The 24,418-nt window shown below is 72.4% G+C and carries 24 protein-coding genes; 18 read left to right on the top strand and 6 right to left on the bottom strand.

Annotation, left to right across the window (positions count from 1 at the left end; genetic code table 11):
- The first annotated feature begins 215 nt into the window (after nt 1–215).
- The 3 genes from QSK30_RS15035 (at nt 216) to pyk (ending at nt 3,191) form a co-directional block, all read left to right on the top strand.
- Nucleotides 216–1,007, top strand: a complete 792-nt coding sequence (locus tag QSK30_RS15035) for an aminotransferase class IV (RefSeq protein ID WP_285503305.1) — start codon at nt 216–218, stop codon at nt 1,005–1,007.
- Nucleotides 1,004–1,669 (top strand): DUF2461 domain-containing protein, encoded by a 666-nt coding sequence (locus tag QSK30_RS15040; RefSeq protein WP_285503306.1) that lies wholly within the window; start codon nt 1,004–1,006, stop codon nt 1,667–1,669. The genes QSK30_RS15035 and QSK30_RS15040 overlap by 4 nt, the downstream gene beginning before the upstream one ends.
- 97 nt (nt 1,670–1,766) lie before the next feature.
- Nucleotides 1,767–3,191: a pyruvate kinase gene (gene pyk, locus QSK30_RS15045; RefSeq protein ID WP_285503308.1), complete on the top strand. Its 1,425-nt coding sequence runs from the start codon at nt 1,767–1,769 to the stop codon at nt 3,189–3,191.
- Here the strand turns inward: pyk and QSK30_RS15050 are convergent.
- Nucleotides 3,188–5,233: a tetratricopeptide repeat protein gene (locus tag QSK30_RS15050; RefSeq protein WP_285503310.1), complete on the bottom strand. Its 2,046-nt coding sequence runs from the start codon at nt 5,231–5,233 to the stop codon at nt 3,188–3,190. The genes pyk and QSK30_RS15050 overlap by 4 nt on opposite strands.
- Nucleotides 5,234–5,305: 72 nt before the next feature.
- Here QSK30_RS15050 and tesB point away from each other — a divergent pair, with 72 nt between their 5' ends.
- Complete coding sequence (gene tesB, locus QSK30_RS15055) at nt 5,306–6,241, top strand: acyl-CoA thioesterase II (protein WP_285503312.1); 936 nt, start codon at nt 5,306–5,308, stop codon at nt 6,239–6,241.
- Nucleotides 6,242–6,388: 147 nt separating this feature from the next.
- Here tesB and QSK30_RS15060 read toward each other — a convergent pair whose 3' ends face one another.
- On the bottom strand, nt 6,389–6,694 hold the full coding sequence (locus QSK30_RS15060; RefSeq protein ID WP_285503313.1) for a hypothetical protein: 306 nt from the start codon (nt 6,692–6,694) through the stop codon (nt 6,389–6,391).
- A 354-nt stretch (nt 6,695–7,048) separates the two neighbouring features.
- On the opposite strand from QSK30_RS15060, the gene QSK30_RS15065 reads away from it, so the two are divergent.
- The 4 genes from QSK30_RS15065 to QSK30_RS15080 all read left to right on the top strand — a co-directional run bounded on the left by QSK30_RS15065 (nt 7,049) and on the right by QSK30_RS15080 (nt 11,630).
- On the top strand, nt 7,049–7,903 hold the full coding sequence (locus QSK30_RS15065) for a helix-turn-helix domain-containing protein (protein WP_285503314.1): 855 nt from the start codon (nt 7,049–7,051) through the stop codon (nt 7,901–7,903).
- A gap of 24 nt (nt 7,904–7,927) precedes the next feature.
- Nucleotides 7,928–8,134 (top strand): DUF397 domain-containing protein, encoded by a 207-nt coding sequence (locus QSK30_RS15070; RefSeq protein ID WP_285503316.1) that lies wholly within the window; start codon nt 7,928–7,930, stop codon nt 8,132–8,134.
- Between the two features lie 299 nt (nt 8,135–8,433).
- Nucleotides 8,434–8,604 carry a hypothetical protein gene (locus tag QSK30_RS15075; protein WP_285503318.1) on the top strand — a complete coding sequence of 57 codons (171 nt, stop codon included), beginning with the start codon at nt 8,434–8,436 and terminating at the stop codon, nt 8,602–8,604.
- Between the two features lie 11 nt (nt 8,605–8,615).
- Nucleotides 8,616–11,630, top strand: coding sequence for a helix-turn-helix transcriptional regulator (locus tag QSK30_RS15080; protein WP_285503320.1), 3,015 nt, complete (start codon nt 8,616–8,618; stop codon nt 11,628–11,630).
- A gap of 124 nt (nt 11,631–11,754) precedes the next feature.
- On the opposite strand, the gene QSK30_RS15085 is transcribed toward QSK30_RS15080, so the two are convergent.
- Nucleotides 11,755–12,825: a GNAT family N-acetyltransferase gene (locus QSK30_RS15085; protein WP_285503321.1), complete on the bottom strand. Its 1,071-nt coding sequence runs from the start codon at nt 12,823–12,825 to the stop codon at nt 11,755–11,757.
- Between the two features lie 177 nt (nt 12,826–13,002).
- On the opposite strand from QSK30_RS15085, the gene QSK30_RS15090 reads away from it, so the two are divergent.
- Nucleotides 13,003–13,536 carry a hypothetical protein gene (locus QSK30_RS15090; protein WP_285503323.1) on the top strand — a complete coding sequence of 178 codons (534 nt, stop codon included), beginning with the start codon at nt 13,003–13,005 and terminating at the stop codon, nt 13,534–13,536.
- Between the two features lie 56 nt (nt 13,537–13,592).
- Here QSK30_RS15090 and QSK30_RS15095 read toward each other — a convergent pair whose 3' ends face one another.
- The 3 genes from QSK30_RS15095 to QSK30_RS15105 are packed head-to-tail and all read right to left on the bottom strand — an operon-like array spanning nt 13,593 to nt 15,363.
- A complete protein-coding gene (locus tag QSK30_RS15095) occupies nt 13,593–14,345 on the bottom strand; it encodes a papain-like cysteine protease family protein (protein WP_285503324.1) in 753 nt (250 codons plus the stop codon).
- 26 nt (nt 14,346–14,371) lie between these two features.
- A complete protein-coding gene (locus tag QSK30_RS15100) occupies nt 14,372–14,767 on the bottom strand; it encodes a PAAR domain-containing protein (protein WP_285503325.1) in 396 nt (131 codons plus the stop codon).
- Nucleotides 14,764–15,363: a Pvc16 family protein gene (locus QSK30_RS15105; RefSeq protein WP_285503327.1), complete on the bottom strand. Its 600-nt coding sequence runs from the start codon at nt 15,361–15,363 to the stop codon at nt 14,764–14,766. The genes QSK30_RS15100 and QSK30_RS15105 overlap by 4 nt, the downstream gene beginning before the upstream one ends.
- A 191-nt stretch (nt 15,364–15,554) precedes the next feature.
- On the opposite strand from QSK30_RS15105, the gene QSK30_RS15110 reads away from it, so the two are divergent.
- The 9 genes from QSK30_RS15110 to QSK30_RS15145 all read left to right on the top strand — a co-directional run bounded on the left by QSK30_RS15110 (nt 15,555) and on the right by QSK30_RS15145 (nt 24,413).
- Entirely contained in the window at nt 15,555–17,090 is a 1,536-nt protein-coding gene (locus QSK30_RS15110) for a phage tail sheath family protein (protein ID WP_285503329.1), read from the top strand.
- A gap of 34 nt (nt 17,091–17,124) precedes the next feature.
- A complete protein-coding gene (locus QSK30_RS15115; RefSeq protein ID WP_285503331.1) occupies nt 17,125–17,586 on the top strand; it encodes a phage tail protein in 462 nt (153 codons plus the stop codon).
- On the top strand, nt 17,583–17,969 hold the full coding sequence (locus tag QSK30_RS15120) for a phage tail assembly protein (protein WP_285503332.1): 387 nt from the start codon (nt 17,583–17,585) through the stop codon (nt 17,967–17,969). The genes QSK30_RS15115 and QSK30_RS15120 overlap by 4 nt, the downstream gene beginning before the upstream one ends.
- Nucleotides 17,966–18,130, top strand: a complete 165-nt coding sequence (locus QSK30_RS36880) for a DUF6760 family protein (RefSeq protein ID WP_352231578.1) — start codon at nt 17,966–17,968, stop codon at nt 18,128–18,130. The genes QSK30_RS15120 and QSK30_RS36880 overlap by 4 nt, the downstream gene beginning before the upstream one ends.
- 1,427 nt (nt 18,131–19,557) lie before the next feature.
- Entirely contained in the window at nt 19,558–20,736 is a 1,179-nt protein-coding gene (locus tag QSK30_RS15125; RefSeq protein ID WP_285503334.1) for an eCIS core domain-containing protein, read from the top strand.
- Nucleotides 20,737–20,744: 8 nt separating this feature from the next.
- Nucleotides 20,745–21,209, top strand: a complete 465-nt coding sequence (locus tag QSK30_RS15130; RefSeq protein WP_285503336.1) for a phage tail protein — start codon at nt 20,745–20,747, stop codon at nt 21,207–21,209.
- A 9-nt stretch (nt 21,210–21,218) separates the two neighbouring features.
- On the top strand, nt 21,219–21,677 hold the full coding sequence (locus QSK30_RS15135; RefSeq protein ID WP_285503337.1) for a phage tail protein: 459 nt from the start codon (nt 21,219–21,221) through the stop codon (nt 21,675–21,677).
- A gap of 10 nt (nt 21,678–21,687) precedes the next feature.
- Complete coding sequence (locus tag QSK30_RS15140; RefSeq protein WP_285503340.1) at nt 21,688–22,470, top strand: LysM peptidoglycan-binding domain-containing protein; 783 nt, start codon at nt 21,688–21,690, stop codon at nt 22,468–22,470.
- The gene (locus QSK30_RS15145) at nt 22,470–24,413 is read left to right on the top strand and encodes a phage baseplate assembly protein V (protein WP_285503342.1); all 1,944 of its coding nucleotides are present in this window, start codon (nt 22,470–22,472) and stop codon (nt 24,411–24,413) included. Before QSK30_RS15140 ends, QSK30_RS15145 begins: the two co-directional genes overlap by 1 nt.
- Nucleotides 24,414–24,418: the final 5 nt, after the last annotated feature.

Consider the following 24,418-nt stretch of genomic DNA (forward strand, 5'->3'; position numbering starts at 1 on the left):
CACGGTTAACTCTGGTCAAAAGTCCGGACTTTATGGCCGGTTGGGATGTAGGCGCGCCCGCCCGCCGCGGCCAAGATCGAGCGCACGGGCCCGGACCGCCGCGGGCTCGGCCCGACTCTCCCCTGGTGGGGGAGCGCTCCGGCGGGGCCTGGTCGGCACCGGGCCCCGCCGGGTCGACACCCGTTGCGCGCGAGGGCATGCGAGACTCCGTGGCGATGAGCGCGCAGCCTGACCTCCCCAACGACAGCGACCGGTTCCGGGCGATGGCCCTGGTCAACTACGGCCACTTCACCTCGATGCGGGTGGCCGGCGGCCGGGTGCGCGGGCTGGCCAGACACCTGGAGCGGCTCGACCGCGACGCCCGGGTCGTCTTCGGCCGCGGCCTCGACGAGGACCGGGTCCGCGCCGCGATCCGCGCCGCCGTGGCCGGGGTCGACCGACCGGTGGCCGCGCGGGTCACCGCGCACGCGCCCGGGTTCGACCCGCGCAGCCCTGAGTCCGATGTCGAGCCCGAGGTCGTGGTCACCCTCGGCGAGCTCCCCGCGGCCCGGCCGGAGCCGCTGCGCGTGCGCACCGCCGGCTACCAGCGCGACCTGCCGCAGGTGAAGCACGTCGGCACGTTCGGCCTGTTCTACCAGCGCAGGCTCGCCCGCGCGGCCGGGTTCGACGACGTCCTGTTCGTCACCCCGGACGGCCAGGTGAGCGAGGGCTCCACCTGGAACGTGTGCTTCCTCGACGGCGACACCGTGGTCTGGCCCAGTGCCCCGGCGCTGCCCGGCATCTCGATGGGCCTGGTGCAGAGCGGGCTGCTCCGGCTCGGTGCCGAGGTGCGGGTGCGGCCGGTGCTGGTCGAGGAGCTGCCCGGGTTCCGCGCCGCCTTCGCCACCAACGCGCTGAGCCCGGTGCGCCCGATCAGCCACGTCGACGACACCGCCTACCAGCCCGACGACACCGCGGCGGCCCGGTTGCTGCGCTGCCACGACCTGACCGCGGGGGAGCGGGTGTGACCGGGTTCGACGGTTTCGGCGAGTACGCGGTCGACTTCTACGACGGCCTGGCCGCGGACAACTCCAAGGCGTACTGGGACGCGAACAAGGCGACCTACGACGCCGACGTGCACGCCCCCATGCAGGCGCTGCTCACCGAGCTGGAGAAGGAGTTCGGCGGCGAGTTCGGCAACCCCAAGGTGTTCCGCCCGTACCGGGACGTGCGCTTCGCCAAGGACAAGACCCCGTACAAGACGCACTGCGGCGGGGTGATCGAGTCCGGTCGCGGCGCGGGCGCCTACTACGTCGAGGTCGGCCCCGACGGCCTGCGGGTGGGCGGCGGCTGCTTCCACATGGAGTCCGACCAGCTCGCCCGGTTCCGCACGGCGGTCGCCGAGGAGATCCACGGCGACGTCCTGCGCGGCGTCTTGGCCAAGCTGGAGCGCGGGGGCTGGGAGATCCGCGGCGACCGGCTGCGCACCGCCCCGCGCGGCTACGCCAAGGACCACCCGCGCATCGACCTCCTGCAGTACCGCTCGGTCTTCGCGGTGCGCGTCTGGGAACCCGACGACACGCTGCACGAACGCGGCTGTTTCACCCGGGTCCGCACCGCGTGGCGGCAGCTGCGCGAGTTCAACGAATGGGCTCGTGACCACGTGGGCACGTCCGATCGCGGCCGGTAGCGGCAACGTTGCCGCAGGCAGAACACTCTGAATCGAAACGCGCTTTTTCCCGGGGTTTTCGTGATCGGTACAGCCGGCGGGGCTAAGCTGCTCAGGTGTGAGCCGACGAGCGAAGATCGTGTGCACTATGGGCCCGGCGACCTCCTCCCCGGAGCGGGTGCGTGACCTGGTCGCGGCGGGCATGGACGTGGCGAGGATGAACTTCAGCCACGGCAGCCACGGTGACCACAAGCAGGTCTACGACCTGGTGCGCACCGCGGGTGACGAGGCCGGTCGGGCCGTCGGCATCCTGGCCGACCTGCAGGGTCCCAAGATCCGCCTGGGCACCTTCGCGGGCGGCCCGGTCGAGTGGCGCACCGGCGACGTCGTGCGCATCACCGTCGAGGACGTCGCGGGCACCCACGACCGCGTCTCGACCACGTACAAGGGCTTGGCCGAGGACGCCAGGAAGGGCGACCGGCTGCTGGTCGACGACGGCAAGGTCGGTCTAACCGTGGTCGACATCGACGGCCAGGACGTGGTCTGCGAGGTCACCGAGGGCGGCCCGGTCAGCAACAACAAGGGCCTCTCGCTGCCCGGCATGGACGTCTCGGTCCCGGCGCTCTCCGAGAAGGACATCGAGGACCTGGAGTTCGCCCTGCACCTGGGCGTGGACTTCATCGCGCTCTCGTTCGTGCGCTCGCCCGCCGACATCGACCTGGTGCACCAGGTGATGGACCGGGTCGGCCGGGGCAGGCTGCCGGTGATCGCCAAGCTGGAGAAGCCCGAGGCGGTGGACAACCTCGAGGCCATCGTGCTGGCCTTCGACGGGGTGATGGTCGCCCGCGGCGACCTGGGCGTGGAGCTGCCGCTGGAGCAGGTGCCGCTGGTGCAGAAGCGGGCGATCCAGATCGCCCGGGAGAACGCCAAGCCGGTCATCGTGGCCACCCAGATGCTCGACTCGATGATCAACAACTCCCGCCCGACCCGGGCCGAGGCCTCGGACGTGGCCAACGCCGTCCTCGACGGCGCCGACGCCCTGATGCTCTCCGGCGAGACCAGCGTCGGCCGCTACGCCATCGAGTCGGTCCAGACCATGAGCCGCATCGTGGAGGCGGTGGAGGCCGAGGTCCCCACGGTCCCCCCGCTCACCCACGTCCCCCGCACCAAGCGCGGCGTGCTGTCCTACGCGGCCCGCGACATCGGCGAGCGCCTCAACGCCAAGGCCCTCGTCGCCTTCACCCAGTCCGGCGACACGGTCAAGCGCCTGGCCCGCCTGCACACCCACCTGCCGCTGCTGGCCTTCACCCCGGAACCGGGCGTGCGCAGCCAGCTGTCGCTGACCTGGGGCACCGAGACGTTCCTGGTCCCGGAGGTCGACTCGACCGACCGGATGGTCCGCCAGGTGGACATCTCGATGCTCTCGATCGGCCGCTACCAGCCGGGCGACCTCGTGGTGATCGTGGCGGGCTCCCCGCCGGGGACCATCGGCAGCACCAACCTCATCCGCGTCCACCGCCTGGGCGAAGAGGACCACGCCTAGGCCCGCTGGTCGACGACCCGCTGCCAGTGGTCCAGGTTCTCCTGGGTGCCGCGGGTGTGCGGGTGCTCGGGGCCCAGTACTCGGAGTCGATCGGCGAGCAGGTCGCCGAACGCGGCGCGGGCCCCGGCGGGGTCCCCCGCCTCACCCTGCCAATCGGCCAGGTTGTTGCGCGTGGTGAGGGTCTCAGGGTGGTCGGGTCCGAAGTCCCGGAGGTAGTCGGTGAGGAGTTCGGCCAGCATCGCCCGGGCTCCCTCGGCGTCGCCGTTGTTGCCCAAGCACCTGGCCACGTTGCTCCGCACGCTCAGGATGTCCGGGTGGTCGGGTCCGAGCACCCGGACGTAGTCGGCCAGCAGGTCGACCGCCGCTGACAGCGCGGCGGCGGTGTCCGCGCTCTCGCCCTGCCAGAGCGCGAGGGAGTGCCGGGTGTTGAGCGTGTCGACGGCGTCCGGGCCGAGCACCCGCGTCTGGTCGGCGAGCAACTCGGCCAGCGCCGCCACGGCCCCTGCCGGATCCCCTGAGATCGCTCGCCAGTTGCCGAGGTCGGCGCGCGTGCCGAGGGTGTCGGGGTGGTCGGGCCCCAGGACCCTGATCTCGTCGGCGAGCAGCTCCGCCATCGCGGTCAACGCCCCGGCCACGTCCCCCGCCTCGGCCTGCCAGTTGGCGGCGCCGTGCCGGGCGGCCAGCACGTCGACGTGGTCGCCGCCGAGGAGCATCCGCGCGGTCGCGGCCAGGTCGGCGAAGTAGGCCCTGGCGTCGGCGGGGCGCCCCACCTGGCCCAGGTTGTGGCCTGCCCGGAACAGCACCGGGTGGCACTGCGGGGCGTACAGGTGGGCAGCGCCGACATCGAGCAGCGCGGCGGTGTTGGTGTAGATCGACGCGAGCGCGGCAGGTCCGCTCCTCGCCGGCGGCCACGCGTGCAGCAGTGCGTCGGCGGTGACCTTGACCAGTCCCGGCCACTGTGCGTCCTCGATGTCGTGCCGGGTGGCGAGCTGGACCAACGCGTGCACGCGAACCGCGACGTGTGCCGCGGACGGTGAGGTGTCGAGGGTCATCAGGTTGGTGCGGTGCAAGCAGCTCAGCGCGTCCCGGGCGTCGTCGGCCGTGATCGGTCGTTCGGCCGCGGCGGACAGGTGCGTCAGCACGGCTGGGGCGGTGAGCACCGCGAGCGGGATGCCGTTCGGGTCCAGGAGTGCCGCGACCCGCAGGATCGGGCCTGCCAGGCCGGTCGGTGCCAGGGCATTGGCGTGGTCGACCGACATCGACCATGTGGTGGCGATCGTGTCGTGGCGCTCGTCCGGCAGCACGTCCGGGAACAGCTGCGAGAGGTGTCGTTCACGCCACCGCCGCAGGTATTCGGTGCAGGTGATCTCGCGGTCGGCGATGTAGACCGCCGCCTGGCCCAACGCCAGGGGGAGGTGGCCAAGGACGTCGGCCAGTTCCGCGATGCCGGGCCGCAGGTGGGGCTGCTCGGCAAGCATCTCCGCCAGGTAGGCCGCTGACTCCGCCGGCGAGAACAGGCCCACGTGCACCAGCTTGCGGTTGCCGCCGCGCAGGACGGCGTCGCGGCGGCGGGTGGTCACCACGGTCTGGCCGGTTTCCGAAGGCCACAGGCCCGCCAGGTCGGCGGGGGACTGGAGGTCGTCGAGGACGATCAGCCAGTTCGGGTTGGTGTTGAGCCATTCCAAGAGGTGGCGAGGAGTGGCGGTGCCGGTCAGCAACTCCGCCAGGCGGGCGTACTCGGTCTGTACCTGGTCTCGCGACGAAGCCGTGATCCATGCCACGAGGGCTGCTTCGCTGTGGCGGGCGTGGTCTGCGGCCAGCTGCGTCTTGCCGACGCCGCCCATGCCGGACAGGACCACCGACTCCGTTGCGAGTTCCGGTACGTCCCGTGTCTGGAAACCGCTGGTGCGGCCCGGAATCAGGCCGAACCGGTACGGCAGCCGCGCTCGGCCCCCGGTGTCACCCAGGTTGACGTCGCCGTGCACCGCGCCCACCTGGACGATGTGGCCGGAGTTGTCCCCTCGTGCCACGTTGCGCGTCATGTGCACCATGTTCTCCCACTGCGGGCTCGTGGTGGCCCGCGACGCCGGAACCCCTGCACTAGCCTCGTGCGCATGACCGAAGCCGCTCGCCTGGCCGCCAATGACGAGGTGCCCGTCGACGCGCCGTTGGCGGTTGACGGGGTGCCGCGGGGGCAGCCCGTGCTCGACCGGCTCGTGGCGCTGCTGGACCTGGAGCGCATCGAGGAGAACATCTACCGCGGGGTGAGTCCCAAGAACTCCACCGTCCGGGTGTTCGGCGGGCAGGTGGCCGGCCAGGCACTGGTGGCCGCCGGGCGGACCGTGCCTGCCGAACGCGGTGTGCATTCGCTGCACGCGTACTTCATCCGTGGTGGTGATCCGAGTGTCCCGATCGTGTATGAGGTTGATCGGATCCGTGATGGGCGGTCGTTCACGACCCGGCGGGTGGTGGCGGTCCAGCACGGGAAGGCGATCTTCGCGCTGAGCGCGTCGTTCCAGGTCGCCGAGCGCGGGATCGAGCACGCCGACCGGATGCCCGAGGTGCCCGACCCCGAGACCCTGCCCACCCACGGCGACCGGATGACCCCCGAGCTGCGCGCCAAGTTCGGCGCCTGGGCCGACCGGCCGCGCCCGATCGACGTGCGCTACGTCAGCGAACCCCCCTGGCTCTCCCGGGAGACCGGGCCGCGCGACTCGCGCAACCAGGTGTGGATGCGGGCCGACGGGAAGCTCGCAGACGACCCGCTGCTGCACGTCTGCGTCCTGGCTTACGCCTCGGACATGACGCTGCTCGACGGCGCGCTCGCCCGGCACGGCGTGTACTGGGGCACCGACAAGGTCATCGGGGCCAGCCTGGACCACGCGATGTGGTTCCACCGGCCGTTCCGGGCCGACGAGTGGGTGCTCTACGACTGCGAGTCGCCCAGCGCCTCCGGTGGCCGCGGCCTGGCGACCGGTCGGTTTTTCACCCGCGACGGCGCGCTCGTGGCCACCGTCGTGCAGGAGGGCCTGCTCCGCGTCATCGACTGAGCAGTCGACTGGATCGTTGCCCGCGGAGTCGACTGACCGTCCCTTGTGGACGGAAAGGGTGGCGGGACCGGAACGTCGGGGGGTAGCGCTCCGGTCCCGCCGCGCCGGGCGCGGGGGAAGGGGTGGTTCCGGTCCGCGTCCCGGGTCTCAGCCCGCCAGGTGCTCGCGGTAGGAGGTGTCCTCCGTCACCAGCAGGCACAGGTGCGCCGTCAGGTACGCCCGGCACGGCGCGGGCGCCTTGGTGAACAGCCGGGTGCGGCACGAGGGGCAGCGGCCGCCCGCGTCGGGCCGGTGGTCGTTGAGCAGGGCCTGCAGCGCGGCCACCACCCTGGGCAGCTCGGCGCGGGCCAACCGGGTGGCGGTGTCGTCGGGGTCGAGCCGGGCCCGGCTGCTGATGTCGGCCAGGTAGCCCTGCAACGAGGCCTCCATGTGCCCGAAGATCGACCCGCTCACCCGTGCCCTCCCGTCGTGCTCACGCTCAAGTGGACCGGCCAAACGACCGATGACCGTCTAGTGTGCCCATCCGCACCTCGGTACGGTGGTTTCCGAGTCCCTCGCGTCCGATTCGCAGCCGCACGCTGCCTAATGTGCAGCCTGCTTCCCGGGAACCGCATTTTGCAAGTTGCACCACACGATCGGGTGACATTGCTCCCCGATCCGGTTAAGTACCCACCGACCCGGCCCGGAACCCGGCGACGGGCGCCTTGTGCTGGGGAAGATCAGCACCGAGACTTGCCACGGCGCGCGCAGGGCGCACCCAACGCTGCGGCCGGTCCCGGGGACGCGGTCGGAAACGAGGTGAAACACGTGGCGCGAGGGCACAGTCCCACGGTTCGTCGCCGCAGGCTCGCCGCCGAACTGCGGCGATTCCGCGAAGCGGCGGAACTGACCATCGACGAGGTCGGCGAGAAACTGGAATGCTCCGCCTCGAAGATCAGCCGCATCGAGACCGGGCACGTCGGGGTGACCCCGCGCGACGTGCGCGACATGCTCGAGCTCTACGGCATCGAGGAGGACAGGCGCGAGGCGCTGGTGCAGCTGGCCCGCGAAGCGCGCCAGAAGGGCTGGTGGCACTCCTACAACGAGGTGTTCACCGGTTCCTTCGTCGGCCTCGAGGCCGAGGCCTCATCACTGCACACCCACCAGGCGCTGCTGGTGCCTGGGCTGCTGCAGACCGAGGGGTACACCAAAGCCGTCATCCGGGCGATCCGCCCGGATGCCGATGAGGCCGAGGTCGACCTGCGGGTGCAGGGCAGGCTGGCACGCCAGCGGCTGCTCACCGACCCGCATCCGCCCGAGTACTGGGCGGTGATCGACGAGGCCGTGCTCCACCGCGTCACCGGCGGACCCGAGGTCATGCACGCGCAGCTGACCCGGCTCGTCGCGGCGGCGACCATGCCGAATGTGACCCTGCAGGTCGTGCCGTTCGGCGCGGGGGCGCATCCCGGGATGGAGGGCCCGTTCCTGATCCTGGGTTTCCCGGAACAGGCGGATCCCGATGTCGTCTACGTCGAGAACACCACCTCGGGCGTCTATTTGGAACAGCCGACCGATGTGCGCCGGTACACGTTGATGTTCGACCATTTGCGGGCGGCGGCGTTGCGACCTGACGACACCGTCGACCTGGTCCAGCGGGCGGCAGACAGGCTGACCCGCTATTGAAGGAATACACGAGAGGAGTGGGGCGTGACCGTTTCTGACCTGGCAGGCGCTGAATGGCGCAAGAGCAGCCGCAGTGGTGCAGGCAACGACTGCGTGGAGCTCGTGGTCGGCAGAAGCGGCGCAGCGGTGCGTGACTCCAAGAATGCGGAGTTCGGGCACCTGGCGTTCGCGGACATCGAATGGGCGGCCTTCGTCGGCGCCGTGAAGGACGACTCGCTCGGAGCCGGATAGCCGGGCTCCGACGGGCGTCCGCGACCGGGATGATCGACAGCACCCCGGTCCCGGGCCCGGTTCGATGGCGGGGCCACGGCGTGGCCGTGGCCCCGTACCCCGCTCACCCCTTACCCGGTCGACGGGCACGACCCCTTACCCACCTGCTCGCCACCACCCCCTTACCCGCCCGCGCCGGCACCGCCGACCCCCGTGGGTAAGGGTCCGCGGGCCAGGACTGCGTGATCACCGGATCCCGCCGCCCGCGGCCTCAGCGGCAACCTCCTCGGTACCGGCAAGACCGACCGAGGGAGTGAGCAGTGATGGAGTGGACCACCGAGGCCCTGCAGGCCGAGGTCAACTACCGCCGCAACGGCACGCTGGACCGCACCAGCAGGTTGCACCTGCGCGAGGTGCGGCGGGTGCCCTGGTGGCGGCGGCTGCGCGAGCAGCGCCCCGACCCGCGCCAGGGTGACCGCCACGCGGCCTGAGGTGTGCGAGCATGCCTCTCATGCCGCGTCTGGGTTCGGGAATCCCACTGGTCGCGCGCGGTCGCGAACTCCGCAGGCTGCGCGCGGCGGTCGACGCCGCGGGCACCGGGCGGGCGGCCGCCGTGCTGCTCGCCGGTGACGCGGGCGTCGGCAAGACCAGGATGACCGAGGAAGTCGGTGCCTACGCCCGCGAGCAGGGGGCGCTGGTGCTCACCGGCCGCTGCCTGGACGCGGGCGAGACCGGCCTGCCGTACCTGCCGGTCGCCGAGGCGCTGGCGCAGGTGCGCGAACTGGGGGTGGAGCCTGCCCAGGTCCGACCGGCCCTGGGCAGGCTGTTCCCGGATGTCGCGCTGCCCACCGGTCCCGACCCGGGCAGGCTCGCCTCGGGGATGGCGATCCCGGTCGTCGGCCCGCGCTCGGAGCAGGACATCGGGCAGCTGCAGCTGTTCGACGCGGTGCACGGCCTGCTGACCGACCTCGCCGAGCAGCGCCCGGTCGTGCTGGTGCTCGAGGACCTGCACTGGGCGGACGGATCCACCCGCAGTCTGCTGTCGTTTCTGTTTTCCCGCTTGCGTTCCCAGCGCCTGGTGGTGCTGGGCACCTATCGCAGCGACGACCTGCACCGGCGCCACCCGCTGCGCCCGCTGCTCGCCGAATTGGTGCGGCTGCCCCAGGTCGAGCGGATCGAACTCGCCCCCTTCGGCACGGCCGACGCGCGCGCGTTCGTCACCGCGCTCGCCGAGGACCTGATCACCGAACCGGTGCTGCGCGAAGTGGCGGGCCGATCAGAGGGCAACGCGTTCTTCGCCGAGGAATTGCTGGCCGCCTATTCCGAGTGCGGCGCGGGAATTCCGGCGACGCTGGTCGACGTCCTCTTGGCGCGCGTGGAACGGCTCAGCCCCGCGACGCAGAACGTCGTGCGGGTGGCCTCGGTCGCGGGGCGGCGGGTGCCGCACGCGCGGTTGCGGGCGGTGGCCGACCTCTCCGACACCGACTTGGAGGCCGCGCTCCGCGACGCGGTGGCCCACCACGTGCTGGTGCCCGACGACGGTGACCTCTACACCTTCCGGCACGCCCTGCTGCGCGAGGCCGTCTACGGCGACCTGCTGCCCGGTGAGCGGGTCCGCCTGCACGCGGCGTACGCGCGGGAACTGGCCGCCGACACCGGCACCCGCGGCATCGCCGCCGCGCTCGCCCACCACAGCATGGAGAGCCACGCGCTGCCTGCGGCGTTGACCGCCTCGGTTGACGCGGCGTGGGAAGCCGAGCGGCTGGGCGCGCCCGCGGAGTCGTTGGAGCACCTGGAACGCGCGCTGAAACTCTGGGACGCGGTGCCCGAGGCCGAGCGACCCGGCGACCTCGACGAGTTGACGTTGCTGCGCCGCGCATCCTGGGTCGCGGGCATGTCCGGCGACCCGGAGCGGGCGATCGCGTTCGCCCGATCGGCGGTCAAGCTGGCAGACGAGACGGTGAGCCCGGAGCGCGCGGCCAAGCTGCGCCGCAGGCTCGCGCAGGCCCTCTACGCGGTGGACGGCCGGGAAGAGGAGTCGCGGCAGAACATCGAGCAGGCGTGGGAACTGGTGGCCGAGCGCCCGGCGAGCGCCGACCAGGCCTGGGTGCTGGCGGCCTACGCGACGATCTTGCGCGGCCACGACCGGATGGCGGAGTCGCGCGAACACGCCGAGCGCGCGGTCACCATCGCCCGCTCGGTCGGCGCCAGCGGCCCGGAGGCCGACGCGCTGATCACGCTGGCGATCCTGGCCGAGTCGGACAACCAGGGCGCGGAGTCGCGGGAGTGGCTGGTCGAGGCCCGCGACCGGGCCCGCGACGTCGAGGCGATCACCGTCGAGCTGCGGGCGACCTACTCGCTGTGCGTCAGCTTCTACGAGGCGGGCCTGCTGGCCGAGGCCGCCGCGGTGGCCGCCGAGGGCGTGGCGCGGGCCGGGGCGACCGGGCTCACCTGGAGCACCTACGGCCTGGAGCTGCGCGTGGTGCAGGTGGTGATCCTCTACGCCAAGGGCGACTGGGACGGCAGCGAGGCGGCCGCGGAACCGCCGGGGCACAAGGTGTCCAGCACGGTGTCCGCGCGCTTGGCGGTGGTCGGCGCGCACGTGGCGGTGGGTCGCGGGCGCTTCGCCGAGGCCGACCGGCTGGTCACCGAGCTGCGCTCCGACTGGCACCGGGACCTGCAGATCCCGTTGGTGGCCGGCGGTGTCGGCGCCGAGCTCGCGGCCTGGCGCGGCCGTCCGGAGCGGGCCGTGGAGTGCGTGCGGGAGGCGCTGGACTGGGTGGCGCAGGCGGGGGAGCAGTGGGTGATGGCCGGGATCCGGATGGCCGCGCTCGGCATCGCCGCGCACGCCGACCTCGCCGTCGCCGCCCGGCGGACGGCCCACGGGCCGGAGGACGCCGTCGAGGAGGGCGGCAAGCTGGTCGCCCTGGCCCGCAAGACCGCCGAGTTCGGCAGCCCGCGCACCGGCGAGCTGGGGCCGGAGGGCCGCGCGTGGTTGGCCCGCGCCGAGGCCGAGTACACCCGGCTGACCGGCGACAGCGACGCGGCGAGGTGGCGCACGGCGGTGGCCGCGTTCGACTACGGCGCGCTCTACGAGCAGGCGGTCTGCCGCAGGCGCCTGGCCGAGGCCCTGCTGGCCGACGACGACCGGGAGGCCGCCGCGGTCGAGCTCCGCGCGGCCGAGCGGGTCGCCACCCGGCTGGACGCCAAGCCCCTGCTCGACGCGCTGCGCAAGGCGGCCCGGCGCGGCCGGATCCCGCTGGACGAGGCGACCGTGATCCGGGACGAGGTCGACCCGTTCACCCCGCGCGAGCGCGCGGTGCTGGGGCTGGTGGCCCTGGGGCGGACCAACCGCCAGGTCGGCGAGGAGCTGTTCATCAGCGAGAAGACGGTGAGCGTGCACCTGAGCCGGATCATGGCCAAGCTCGGCGCCAGCCGCCGGGCCGAGGCGGTCGCGGTGGCCTACGACCGGGGCCTGCTCACCGAGGGTTCGGCCGGACCGGTCGACCGGCGCTGAGCCGAGCACGGTGCCCGCGCACCTGATGTCCTTGCCCCACAACCGAACCGCGGTCACGACCGACGAAGTTCGCGCTGTCGGGGAGCGGATCGCCTTGCGCGGGAACGTTCTCAGCGCAGGAGTGTCACAGCGCGGGGATGGTCTCCGAGCGGTGGCTGCCGACGGCGAGCGCGACGCGGAGCATGTCGTCCTCGCGGCGCACCGACACCGGTAGCCCGCACGCGGCCGCGGCGCGCGCGAAGCCGACCTCCGAGGGCAGGCACCAGGCGATCATGTGCGCGTGGCCCGCCGCCCGGGCCAGGGCGCCCAGCCGGGTGATCAGCGCGGTGCCCAGGCCGCGGCGCTGCCAGGAGTCCTCGACCAGCACCGAGATCTCCGCCTCGGCCGGGTCGTTGGTGCGGATCAGCTGGGCCATCGCCACGACCTCGGTGCCGCACAGGGCGAGCAGCGTGGTGCCGCGCGGGGGTTGCAGCAGCCGGTGCAGCCAGCGGCGCGGCAGGGTGCGCAGCCCGGCGTGGTAGCGGGTGAACAGCGTCTGGGCCGAGCACCGGGCGTGCAGGTCGGCCACCGCGTCGGCATCGGCCGGGGTACCGGGGCGCAGCACGATCCCGGCGCCGTCGGTGGTGATCACCGCGGCGGGGGCGGCCGCGGCCTGCCCGCCCGCCGTGAGCACCTCGCCGAACGCGGCGACCCTGGCGAGCTCCACCTCGGTGAACGGCGCCCACCCCCGGCGGGCCACGAAGGACGTCCCGTCGGCGAGCGAGAGCACCGCGCGGTGGCCGCTGGTGTCGGGGGTGACCTGTTCGGTCGCGGGCACGACCGCGTCCGCGCCGATCAGCGTGCGCACCGCCTCGGCCACACCGGCGGGGTCGCGCAGCGCGTTCCCGACCGCGCGCAGGCCCGCGGTCGTGTGGTCGACGAGGTGCCGCAGGTCCGCCCGGGTGATCCCGACGCAGCGGCCGCCCTCGGCGCGGATCTCGTCGATGAGGTCGGCGGGCGCGGTGCCCGGGCCGGTGCTCACCACGATCTCGTCGACCACGCCGCCGGGGACCGGCAGCACGGACAGGGCGAGCACGTTGCAGTCGCGCGCGGCCAGCCGGGTGGTCACCCGGGCGAGCGTGCCCGGGCGGTCGTCGAGCTGGACCCGAAGGCGCCAGGTCGTGGGCGCGGTGGCGGGGAGGGGGGTCGTGTCCATGCCGACCAGCCTGCGCGCGCACTGTTGCCGATGGGGGGCGCCGGTGTTTCGGTGGTGTGAGCGCTGCCGTCCCAGGGTGGAGTCGCCGCCCGATGTGCTGCCCCATCGGTCACGTGGGGTGCCGCCGCGGTGGCCTAGCGTTGGCGGGACCACCTTCCCCCTGCGTGAGGCGGCGACATGGTCGGCGATGGGTCCCAGTCGTTCCGGTACCGGTTGGCCGACGTGCCCGTCGCCGGGGCGACGGTGGACATCGGGCACGTCGCCGTGACCGTCGCGCTGCGGCTCGACGGCGAGCTCGTGGTCCGCGCGACCGCGGCGGCCGCCGACGGCCGCGTCCGGGCCCTGGCCGCCGTGCGCGAGGTGGCCGCCGGGGTGATGGTGGGCGGTATCGGCTCGGCTGAGGCGCGGATCGCGGCGGGCGCGGACCACCGGTTCGCCCAGCGCGGCCGGGTCTTCCACGCACCCGACACCGTGGCGTTCACCGGCGACTGCGAGATCGGCTTCACCCGCGGCGACGTGCGGGTGACCGGTCGCGCCCGCTACCGGCTCGACGTCTCGGCGCTGCCGCACCGCGAACCCGAGCGGGCTCCGTGGGACGGTTCGCCGGACGCGCGCGCCTGGTTCACCCGGCACGACCACGAGCTCTCCGCGATCGGCGTGCTGGTGCTCGTCGCCGTGCCGTTCACCCCGGGCGCCCTGCTGCACGCCTGACCCGCGGCGCCACCGGCACCGCGGGTCGGGTCCGTGCTGGGCTCTTCGTACCGGGCTCAGTAGTGCAGCAGGTCCGCGCCGTAGCCCTCGGCCATCTCGTACTGCTGGGTGAAGCTCGCGAAGTCCAGCCAGGACTCGTCGCCGCTGCCCGCCGGCCACGGGTCGTAGACGTGCACCTCCGCGCCCGCCGAGCCGTTGCGGATCCCGGCGACCACGATGATGTGGTAGGCGTTGCCCGGCACCGGCGTCCACAGTGGACCGTTGGCGGAGAGCACGTCGGCCCAGCCCTGCTCGGTCCAGCAGGCGCAGTAGACGCTGCCCATGCCCACCTGCTTGCCGATCGGCTCGGCCTCGTCCCAGGTCTTGCCGTCGTGGTTGGCGCCGGTCTCCTCGCACAGCCGCTCGACGGTGTAGTCCCCGCCGCGGGCGTTGAGCACCATCACCATCGACGCCGCCCAGCAGGTGGTCTCGTCCGGCTGGCTGAGCAGGGTGACCGGGAAGTCCACCTCGTGCAGCTGCTGCCCCTGCTCGCCGCCGCTCGAACCGCCACCGGAACCGCCACTGGAACCGCCGCTGTCGGACCCGCCGCCGGAGCGGCCGAGCAGGGCGTCCCAGAACGCGGCGTCGACGTTCTGACCCGAGGACAGGCCGTTCTGGTCGGCGAAGTGGCTCACCGCGCCCGCCGTGGTGTCGTCGAACTCGCCGCTCTCCGGGACGACGCTCTGCTGGTAGTGGTGGTTGAGCATCTGCTGCAGGTAGGTCACCCACTCCGAGCTCTCGCCGGGGGCCAGGTCGGGCTCGTCTGCCATCTCGGTTCTCCTCACATGCCGGGTACCTAGCCGCCGATGTCCACTGTGGACACGGCGATGATCGATCCGGTCGGTGCCGGGGCCGGGTCGTTGCAGGTCTGCACGGTGTCCCCGGCCCGTGCGGCGGGCTTGTTGTTGATCAGGACGGTGCCGCTGCCCTTGATCACCGTGCCCTGGTTGGTCGGCGGCACCTGGAACGTCGCGGGCGGCGGGGCGAGGTGCGGGGGCGCGTTGGTCGCGGTGGACCCGAGGACCGCGGCCGGCGCGCCCGCGATCAGCACGTCCGCGCTGCACCCGCCGGTGATCGTTCCGGTGAACGGTATCGGCGTCGGGGTGGGGACCGGGCCGCCGGGGGAGGGGACGAGGAGGATGTGGATGTCGGTGCCTACGACCTTGTCGCCCATCTTCGCCCCCGGGCTCACGAGCGCACCCAGCGCTTGGCCGCGGCCGGGGCCAGCGGACCGGTGGGCACGTCCTGGCCCGAGCGCAGCGCCATCTTCTCCGCCGGGGGCGCGAGTTCGGTGTCCGGCTCGGGCACGTACACCGCGCTCACGGTGATCACGAACGCCGCCCGCGCGGGCATCCCCAGGTTGCTCCACAGGTCGCCCGGGTCCTCATCGGACACCGTCAGCAGGACCTGCTCGCCGGTCCCGGCCAGCGCGCCGCCGAGGCAGGTGGCGGGGATGGTGTCGGCGAAGACCATGGTGCGCAGGGCCCGGTCGAGCAGCATGTGCTCCTCGCTGACCTTCGCCGCCCGTGCCGTGACCAAATAGGACAGTGCACAGCGGCGCGTCGGGGACCGCCGGGACAGCAAGGCGCCGCGGCCGTCGCGCACCTCGTCCCACCCGGACTCGCGCCCGCGCGGGTCGCCGCGCAGCCCGAACAGGAACAGGTCGATGGCCTTGGACGGCCGCTCGGCCTGCCAGGTCGGCTTCGGCGGGTCCAGGCGCACGGCGGTGCCCTCGGGCAGGGCGCGGCCGAGCAGCGCGCACAGCGCGTCGTCCACCTCGGTGATCACGCGTCCAGTCTCGGTCGCCCCGGGGCCCGCGCACACCGGTCCGCCGCCCGTCCTATCGGCGCGCCCACCCCGCCCGAAGGGGCGGTCCCGGCCGCCCCCGGCCCCGCCCCCGGGCGACTGCGCGCCCGGAGCGCCCGGGCGCAAGCTCGGAGGCCGGAAGTCGGTAACCGCACGGTGAGGGAGACCCGCAGATGGCCAGCAGCTACCTCGCGCCCGGTGTCTACATGGAGGAGGTGACCTCGGGATCGCGGCCGATCGAGGCCGTGGGCACCGCGGTCGCCGCCTTCGTCGGGTTCGCCGAGCGCGGGCCGGTGCACGAGCCGGTGCTCGTGACCAACTGGACCCAGTTCAAGGCGAACTTCGGCGACTTCGTGCCCGGCTACTACCTCGCGCACGCGGTCTACGGCTACTTCCAGAACGGCGGCGGCGTCGCCTACGTGGTGCGCGTCGGCGGCGCGGACGCCGAGACCAACGGCCACACCGAGCGGCGCGCGCTGCCCGCCGCCGAGCTGCCCGCCGCCGAGGGGCGCCCGGGGCTGACGGTGTCGGCCAGGGAAGCCGAGGCGGGGGAGCTGACCGTCGAGGTGGCGCCCGCGAGCGAGGCGGCCGACGACGCGTTCAAGCTCGTGGTCAAGCGCGCCGGTGAGCCGGTGGAGACCTTCGACAACCTCACCACCCGGCGCGGGGCCAACAACGTCGCGACCGTGGTGCGCCAGCAGTCCAAGCTCATCCAGGTCGAGGAGGTCAAGGGCAAGGCCCTGACCGCCCCGGCGCACGGCGAGACCGCGCTGTCCGCGCCGGGCGCCGACCGGCCATCCACAGTGGACGCCAAGGACTACGTCGGCGACTCGGCCGACCGGACCGGCTTCGGCGGCCTGGAGGCCATCGACGAGGTCACCATGCTCTGCGTGCCCGACCTGATGGCCGCCTACCAGCGCGGCGCGCTGACCATGGAGGACGTCAAGGCGGTGCAGCTGGCGATGATCGCGCACTGCGAGCTGATGTCGGACCGGGTCGCCATCCTCGACGCCCCGCCCGGGCTCAAGGCCCAGGAGGTCAAGGACTGGCGGCAGGACTTCGCGGGCTACGACTCCAAGTACGCCGCGCTGTACTGGCCGTGGATCAAGGTGGCCGACCCGGTGGCGGGCAAGCAGGTGTTCGTGCCGCCGAGCGGGCACATGGCGGGCATCTGGGCCCGCAACGACTCCTCGCGCGGCGTGCACAAGGCGCCCGCCAACGAGGTGGTGCGCGGCGCGGTCACCCTGGAGCTCAACATCACCAAGGGTGAGCACGACCTGCTCAACCCGATCGCGGTCAACTGCATCCGCTCCTTCCGCGGCCAGGGCATCCGGGTGTGGGGCGCGCGCACGCTCTCCAGCGACCCGGAGTGGCGCTACCTCAACGTGCGCAGGCTGTTCAACTACGTGGAGAAGTCCATCCTGCAGGGCACGAACTGGGTCGTGTTCGAGCCCAACGACCCCAAGCTGTGGGACTCGGTCAAGCGCACGGTGACCATGTTCCTGCGCCGGGTCTGGCGCGACGGCGCGCTGTTCGGCCGCCAGCCCAACGAGGCCTTCTTCGTCAAGTGCGACGAGGAGAACAACCCCCCGGAGAACCGCGACGCGGGCATCCTCACCGTGGAGATCGGCATCGCGCCGGTCAAGCCCGCGGAGTTCGTGGTGTTCCGCATCTCGCAGTTCGCCGAGGGCGCCGGGCTAGAGGAATAGCGGTCCCGCAAGACTGTCCTGAAAGGACTACGACATGGCCGCAGGCCTGAACTCCAACCAGCCCAACGACGCCCTCACCGCGGCGCGGTTCTCCATCACCATCGACGGCTACGAGATCGCCTCGTTCTCCGAGCTGCAGGGCATCACCACCGAGGTGGAGCCGGTCGAGCTGATGGAGTCGACCGACAAGGAGGTGGTGCTCAAGAAGCTGCCCGGCAAGACCAAGCCCGCCACGCTGGTCCTCAAGCGCGGCAAGAACTCCAGCATGGAGCTGTGGGCCTGGCACGAGGCGGTGCTGATGGGCGACATCGTGGCGGCCCGCAAGAGCTGCTCGCTGATCATGTACGGCACCGACGGCAAACCGGTGGCGCGCTACCACCTGGAGCACGCCTGGCCGTCCAAGCTGGAGATCGGCGCGCTCAAGGCGGGCTCCAGCGAGGTGCTGATGGAGACGGTGACCATCGTCTCCGAGCGCATCCAGCGGGTGTCGGTGTGAGCGTGGACACCGGTCTGCGCACCGAGTACCCGTTCACCCTGCCCCGCGGCTACGTCGACGAGCACGGCACCGTCCACCGCACCGGCGTGATGCGCCTGGCCACCGCCCGCGACGAGATCACCACGCAGGCGGACCCGCGGTCGAAGCAGAACCCGGCCTACCTGACGGTGCTGCTGCTGGAGCGCACGGTCACCGCGCTGGGGGAGCTGGCGGCGGTGGACACCTTCGTGGTGGAGAACCTGTTCGCCTCGGACCTGGCGTTCCTGCAGGACCTGTACCGCCGGGTGAACTCGGAGGGGCACACCGAGGTGGCGGTCGGCTGCCCGCACTGCGGCAAGGAGTTCGCGGTCGACGTCGCCGGTGATGCGCCGGGGGAATCCTGAGGTACGCGACCGACCGGCTCTGGGAAGAGGTCGCGTACATCGCTTACTACCTGCACTGGACCTTCGAGTCCATCTTGGACCTGGAACACCCGGTGCGGGACCGGCTGATCACCGAGATCGGCCGGATCCACACCAGGCAGAACAACGGAGGGGACCCCTGATGCGCTGGCCGTTCCGTCACCGGCACCCCTCCGCACCCGCGACGCCCGCGGTGGGCAGTCCCGGGGTGGGCAGTCCTGCAGTGGGCAGTCCCACGGTGGACAACCCCGCGGTGAGCAGTGCCGTAGTGGACAACCCCGCGATGGGCGGTCTCGTGGCGGACAACCCTGCGGTGAACAACCCCGGGGTGGCCATCATGGCCGGGGGCGCCGCGGTCGCGGGTACCTCGACCGCGGCCGCCTCGGCAGGGAGCCCGTCGGCTGGCGCTGCCCCGACTGTCGGCGCCTCCGCGACATCCGCGAACCCTCGGCCGGATCCCGCTCCACCGGCCACTGGCGCGCCTGCGCGGCCGGGGCGGGACTGGGTCCTGGTCACCCCGCTGCGCCCGACGATCGCCGTCCGCGCCCCGCTGATCGTCCGGCGACCACCCCTGGGCCCACCCCTGCCCGGCGCCCGAACGGTGAGCCCGGCCTTGGTCGATCCAGCGGTCGGTCGGGTCGAGGGCCTGGTCACCGCTTACCCCGCCCCGAACCCCGCCGACGGCCCGGGCGACACCAGGGCAAGCGCGCCGACCCCGACCCTGCCCCCGCCGGTGACCCCGGCTCCGAACTCGACCTCGACCGCCGCCCCGCCCACGACCCCGGCTCGCACTTCCGCCTCAGCCCTGCCGCCGACCTCGGCTCCGGCTCGCACCTCTGCCCCAGCCCAGCCGCCGACCTCGACCGTGGCTGAGCCCCCACCCCGCACCGCGAGCCGATCTCCCGAGCCGCCTCAACCGTTCGTAGACCCAGTCCGGCTTACGGTCCCCAAGCCATCCGGGTCACCCGAGCGCGGCCCCGCCTCGACCCTCTCGCCCCCTGGTGCCGTCCGCCCGGTCGTCGAGCCGAGCGCTGGAGATCCCCGCACACCCACCCCGCTCACACACCCGACAGTCCCGGCGAGCTCCTCTTCACTCGCGAGCCCGCCCAGCGATGATCACCCCACCACCGCCGACCGGCCGCCGTCGATCGCGCCCACCAGTGATCACCCGGCCACCCACCCCACATCGCCCACCCCCGCAAGCGACCCCTCAGCCGATCACCCCTCAGCTGATCACCACGCCCCCAACACCCCCTCGGCGCGTCCCACCCCCGCAACCCCCAGCCCCTCGGCGGACACCGCTCCCCGCGCCACACCGCGGATTTCGACCCCCCACCCCCCTCAGGGCATCCCCCACCCTCCCTGGGGGGCGGCCCAAGCCCATCTTACCAAGGGGGACGCGCCGATCGGTCCGGCTGACAACCGCCTGTGGACAACTAAGCCACTAGTCCACAGGCCCACCAGGGAAACGGCCCCGGACCCGCGAAAGTTCACTGAGGCGAGTGACGAGTTCGTTGGGGCCGCGCGGGTCCCGGCGGAGCCGCACCGGGCGCCCGGCTGGATGCGGTACGTGCCCGAGTGGGTCACCCAGCAGCAGCCCGCCGAGCCCGCGCCGCCACCGGCTCCCATGCCCGCGCGCGGGTTCCAGCGGCCGTCGGTGGGGCAGACGCGCAAACTCGGCCTGGGCGCGCCGATCCCGCCCGACGCGGTGCCCCCGGGTCGGCCGCCGCCGGACCTGGTCGACGCCATGCGTGCCCGGCACAACATCGACGTCGCCGACGTCCCCGTGCACCGCGGTCCCCGGGTCGCCGAGGAGGCGCGGGTTCGCGGCGCCCGGGCGTTCGCTGCGGGCGGGGCGGTCTACCTCCCCGACAACGCCGCCCCCGGACTCCTTGCCCACGAACTCGTGCACGCTATCCAGCAGCGCAAGTTCGGCGCGTCCCTCCCGGCGGAGGACACGCCCGCGGGCCGCGCGCTCGAGGCCGAAGCGGTCGCCGCCGAACAACACCACCCGCACGCGGATGTCCGAACAGCACAGTCGACAGTGGACATCCAGGGCCCCGTGCAGCGCGCACCCCTGGCGCCGGAGAACTCCAAGTTCGAGCCGGCGGAGCGCGAAGAGGTCAGTCGCATCGCCGAGCACGAGGCGCGGGTCGTCGTGGAGGAGTGGACCAACCCGGTCCTCGCCCGCCAGCGCGAGGAGCAACCCCGCCAGGACCGCGACGAACGCAGGCGCGAACTGCAGGCCGAGGCACTCGATGAAGTCCGCGAGGAGAGCGCCGCCGGGGACGCGGGACCCACCGAGCTCACCGACGTCCAGCAGGAGCGCATCGAGCGCAGGCTCGACTACGAGGAGCAGACCAGGACCAGGCAGGTCCGGTCGCACTACGCGATCGCCGCCGGGTACACCAGGGCCGAGCAGGCCAGAGCAGAGCACACGGCGGCGCAAACCAGGGCCGAGGACTCCGGCAAGGACGACCGCGACGTCTTCGCCAAGATCGGCATCACCACCGCTGACTTCAAGGAGTCACTCGACCCCGACACCTGGTTCGAGCCGACCGGCCCCGACCAGATGCACGCCGACGCCGACACCCGCGCGCACGGCAGGCGCGGCGGCGGCGAGATCGACCTCGACCGGATCGACCTCGACGAGCTGTCCACCCGGCTCTACGACCGGTTGCGCAGCAGGCTCCGGCTGGAGCTCCTGATCGACCGTGAGCGGGCGGGCCTGCTCACCGACTTCCGTTAGGAGGCACCGTGCTCAGCGACAGCAGCAAGATCGGCCTGAGCAACCGGTTCGTGGTCGTCGTGCAGAACATGGAGAAGTACAACCTCGGCAGCTGGACCAAGGCCGAGGGCCTCGACGTCAGCTGGGACGTCGCCGAGTACCGCTCCGGCGACGGCGGCAACGACCGGTTCTACTTCCCCGGCAACACCAAGTACAACAACGTCAAGCTCTCCCGCGCGGTCTCCGACGAGACCACCGCGGTGCGCGACTGGCTGAACAAGAACTCCTGGGACCACAAGCTCTACGTCGGCACGATCAAGCTGCACACCTCGCTGTTCGACGACGGCGCGATCACCGAGTGGGAGCTGCGCGACGTGATCCCGGTCAAGTGGGCGATCACCACCATGGACGCGGGCGCCAGCCAGGTCGCCATCGAGACCCTCGAGCTGGCCCACCGCGGCTTCCTCGAGGACCAGCGCAGGCTCCCGGTCTAGGGCGCGGACATGGTCGCACTGCACAGCTTCGAGACGATGCTCGCCCTCACCACCCGGTTCCACGTCACCGTCGACGGGGTGGACCTCGGCGGCTGGGCCCGCTGCCAGGGGTTGCAGGTGAAGTTCAACCCGGAGGTGGTCAAGGAGGGCGGGAACTACCACTACGAGGCGATCCTGCCCGGCCAGATCCAGTACCCGAACGTCATCCTGGCCCGGGCGATGAACGCCACCGACACCGCCAAGGTGCAGGCCTGGCTGCGCGACCGCGCCGCGGAGTGGGTCGACGCGATGAGCAGCGGCGGCGGGGGGACGGCGCAGATCAAGCTGTTCGACGCGCGCGCGGGCGTGGTGGCCACCTGGTCGCTGCGCAACGTCTACCCGGCCACCTGGAAGGGCCCGGACCTCGACGCGATGACCATGGGGATCGCCACCGAGACCCTGGAGCTGGCGCACGAGGGATTCCTGTGAGGGGGACACGATGAGCATCTCCGCCGGATTCGCCGCCGGGGCGGGCGCCGACCTGGCCATCGGCGCCGGGATCGGCATCGCCGCGCTGGCCGGTGCCCGGGTCCCCGCCTCGCTGCGCTGCACGACCTTCCCGCACCTGGGTTTCGTGCCGTTCGACTTCAACCCCACCGACATCACCATCTCCCGGATGAGCCGCAGCGGCATCCGCGCCTCCCCGGGCGGCGGGCGCGGCACCACCGGGTCGACCAGCCAGACCACCAAGCAGGTCAAGGGCCCGGACATCACGCTGGCCAAGGTGATCTTCGAGGGGGCGACCACCAAGCTGCGCTGCGACACCCTGCTCGGCTGGATGTCGCCGGACGCGGGCTTCCTGGGGCAGCTGCTCGCCCTCACCGGGAACAACCTCAAGACCCAGCCGCCGCAGCTGACCTTCCAGTGGGGTCCGCCGATGATCGGCTTCATGTACACCGTGAAGCTGACCAAGTGCACGGTGAAGTACACCCGGTTCACCACCGCGGGCATCCCGGTGCGCGCCGAGGTCGGCCTCACCATGGAGGAGATCCCGACGCTGCTCGGCTCGCTGCCGCAGAACCCGACCTCCGGCGGCCAGGCGGGCAGGCGCAGGCACACGGTGGCCGCGGGGGAGACGCTGCAGTCGATCGCCACCGCCAACTACGGCAACCCCGGCGCCTGGCGGCGGATCGCCGAGGTCAACGGCATCCAAGATGCCGCGCGGGTGCGCCCCGGCACCACGGTGTACCTGCCCAACGCCCACGAGCTGAGGGGCGCCTGATGCCCGGCGGGCTGCTCGGCGGCGGCCCGACCTCCGCGCTGGTCTGGCCGGGGGTCAAGATCGGCTCGCCGATCGCGCTCCCGTTGTCCCCCCTGGTGTCGCCGTGCCTGATCCGGGCCGTGGTCGACACGCACCTGCACCTGCCGGACATGTTCGAGCTGACCTTCCACGACGAGGAGGGCACGGTCATCCCGGACGCGGGCCTCGACATCGGCACCGCCGTGGAGATCAGCGCGGGCCGCGCCGACAGCGACAGCACCACCTCGCTGATCAAGGGCGAGGTCACCTCGATCGAGGCCATCTGCCGCGACGGGCTCGTCTACTCCATCGTGCGTGGTTACGAGAAGGCGCACCGGTTGCAGCGCGCCAAGCGCACTCGCACGTTCGTCAAGATGCGCGACAGCGAGATCGCCGAGAAGGTCGCCAAGGGGGCCGGGCTGACTGTCGGCAAGGTCGACAAGACCTCCGTCGAGCACGAGCACCTGGCCCAGGTCGCGCAGACCGACTGGGAGTTCCTCACCCAGCGGGCCCGTGAGATCGGCTTCGAGACCGGTGTAGTGGGCGGGAAGTTCTTCTTCCGCAGGGCTTCCGGCCGCAAGGACGGCGGTGGCGGGATGCTCGACGCGATGGCGAGCGCGGCGGCCGGTTTCCTCGGTCTGGGCAGCGGGAAGCTCACCTTCAAGGACAACCTGCTGACGTTCCTGCCGCGGGTGTCCGCGGCGAACATCACCCCGGACGTGGAGGTCCGGGTCTGGGACCCCAAGGGCGCCCGGGTCGCGGTCGGGACCGCGGACGTGGCCACCGGCACGGCGACGATCGACGGCCAGGACCCGGCCGAGCTGGCGAACTCGTTCACCGACGGCCTGCTGCCGATCCCCAAACTCCCGGCCATACCGTCGATCCCGGGGTTGCCGAAGCTTGACTTCGGACTCCCGGCGAGCAACACCGCCTACCTCGTGGTCGACCGCCCGATCGCCGCGGGCGCCGCCGCGGACGCCGCCGCCGAGGAGGCCGCCAAGGGCTTGGCCGACCACGTCGCCAGCACGTTCGCCGAGGCCGAGGGGGACGCGCTGGGCGACCCGGCGCTGCAGGCCGGGGCCGAGGTGGAGATCGCGGGCGTGCCGGAGCGGTTCGCGGGCAAGTGGACGATCACCAACGCCCGGCACGTCTTCGACGCCGAGGAGGACGGCTACCACACCCGGTTCTGGGTCAGCGGGCGGCAGAACCGCAGTCTGCTCGGCCTCACCACCGGCGGCGCCAAGGCGCCGACGATGTCTGGGGTCGTGTGCGCGGTGGTCACCAACGTGGCGGACCCGGACAAGAAGGGCCGGGTGAAGGTCGCCCTGCCCTGGCTCGCGGCCAACTACGAGTCCGACTGGGCCCGGGTGGCCCACCCGGGCGCGGGCAGGCGCAGCGGGACGCTGTTCTCCCCCGAGGTCGGCGACGAGGTGCTGGTCGGCTTCGAGTTCGGCGACCCGCGCCGGCCGTATGTCCTGGGTGGACTGCTCAACGACAACACCTCGTTCGGGCACCTGGGTTCCGCGGTCACCGGGTCCGGTGTGGTCACCCAGCGCGGGCTCGCCACGCCCGCGGGCAACCGGTTGCTGTTCACCGACGACCTGCCGCCCGGGCCGCCGGGTGCGTTGCCGCCCACCAAGTCCACGATCGTGCTAGGCACCTCGGACGACAAGCTGGCGCTCACCATCGACCAGGTGGCGGGCACGGTCGCGCTCACCTGCAACCCGGCGCCGCCCGCGAGCCGCACCCCCGCGGGGGCGCTGACCATCGAATGCGGTGGCGCGGGCCAGATCACGATCAAGGCCGGGGTCGGCGGGATGAAGCTGGAGACCGACGGGCAGCTCGAGCTCACCGGCAAGCTCGGCGTGAAGGTGTCCAGTCCCGCGGTGACCGAGGTCAAGGGCTCGCTGCTCAAGCTCAACTAGGAGGG

It is taken from the genome of Actinokineospora sp. NBRC 105648 (genome assembly GCF_030269645.1).
GTDB lineage: Bacteria > Actinomycetota > Actinomycetes > Mycobacteriales > Pseudonocardiaceae > Actinokineospora.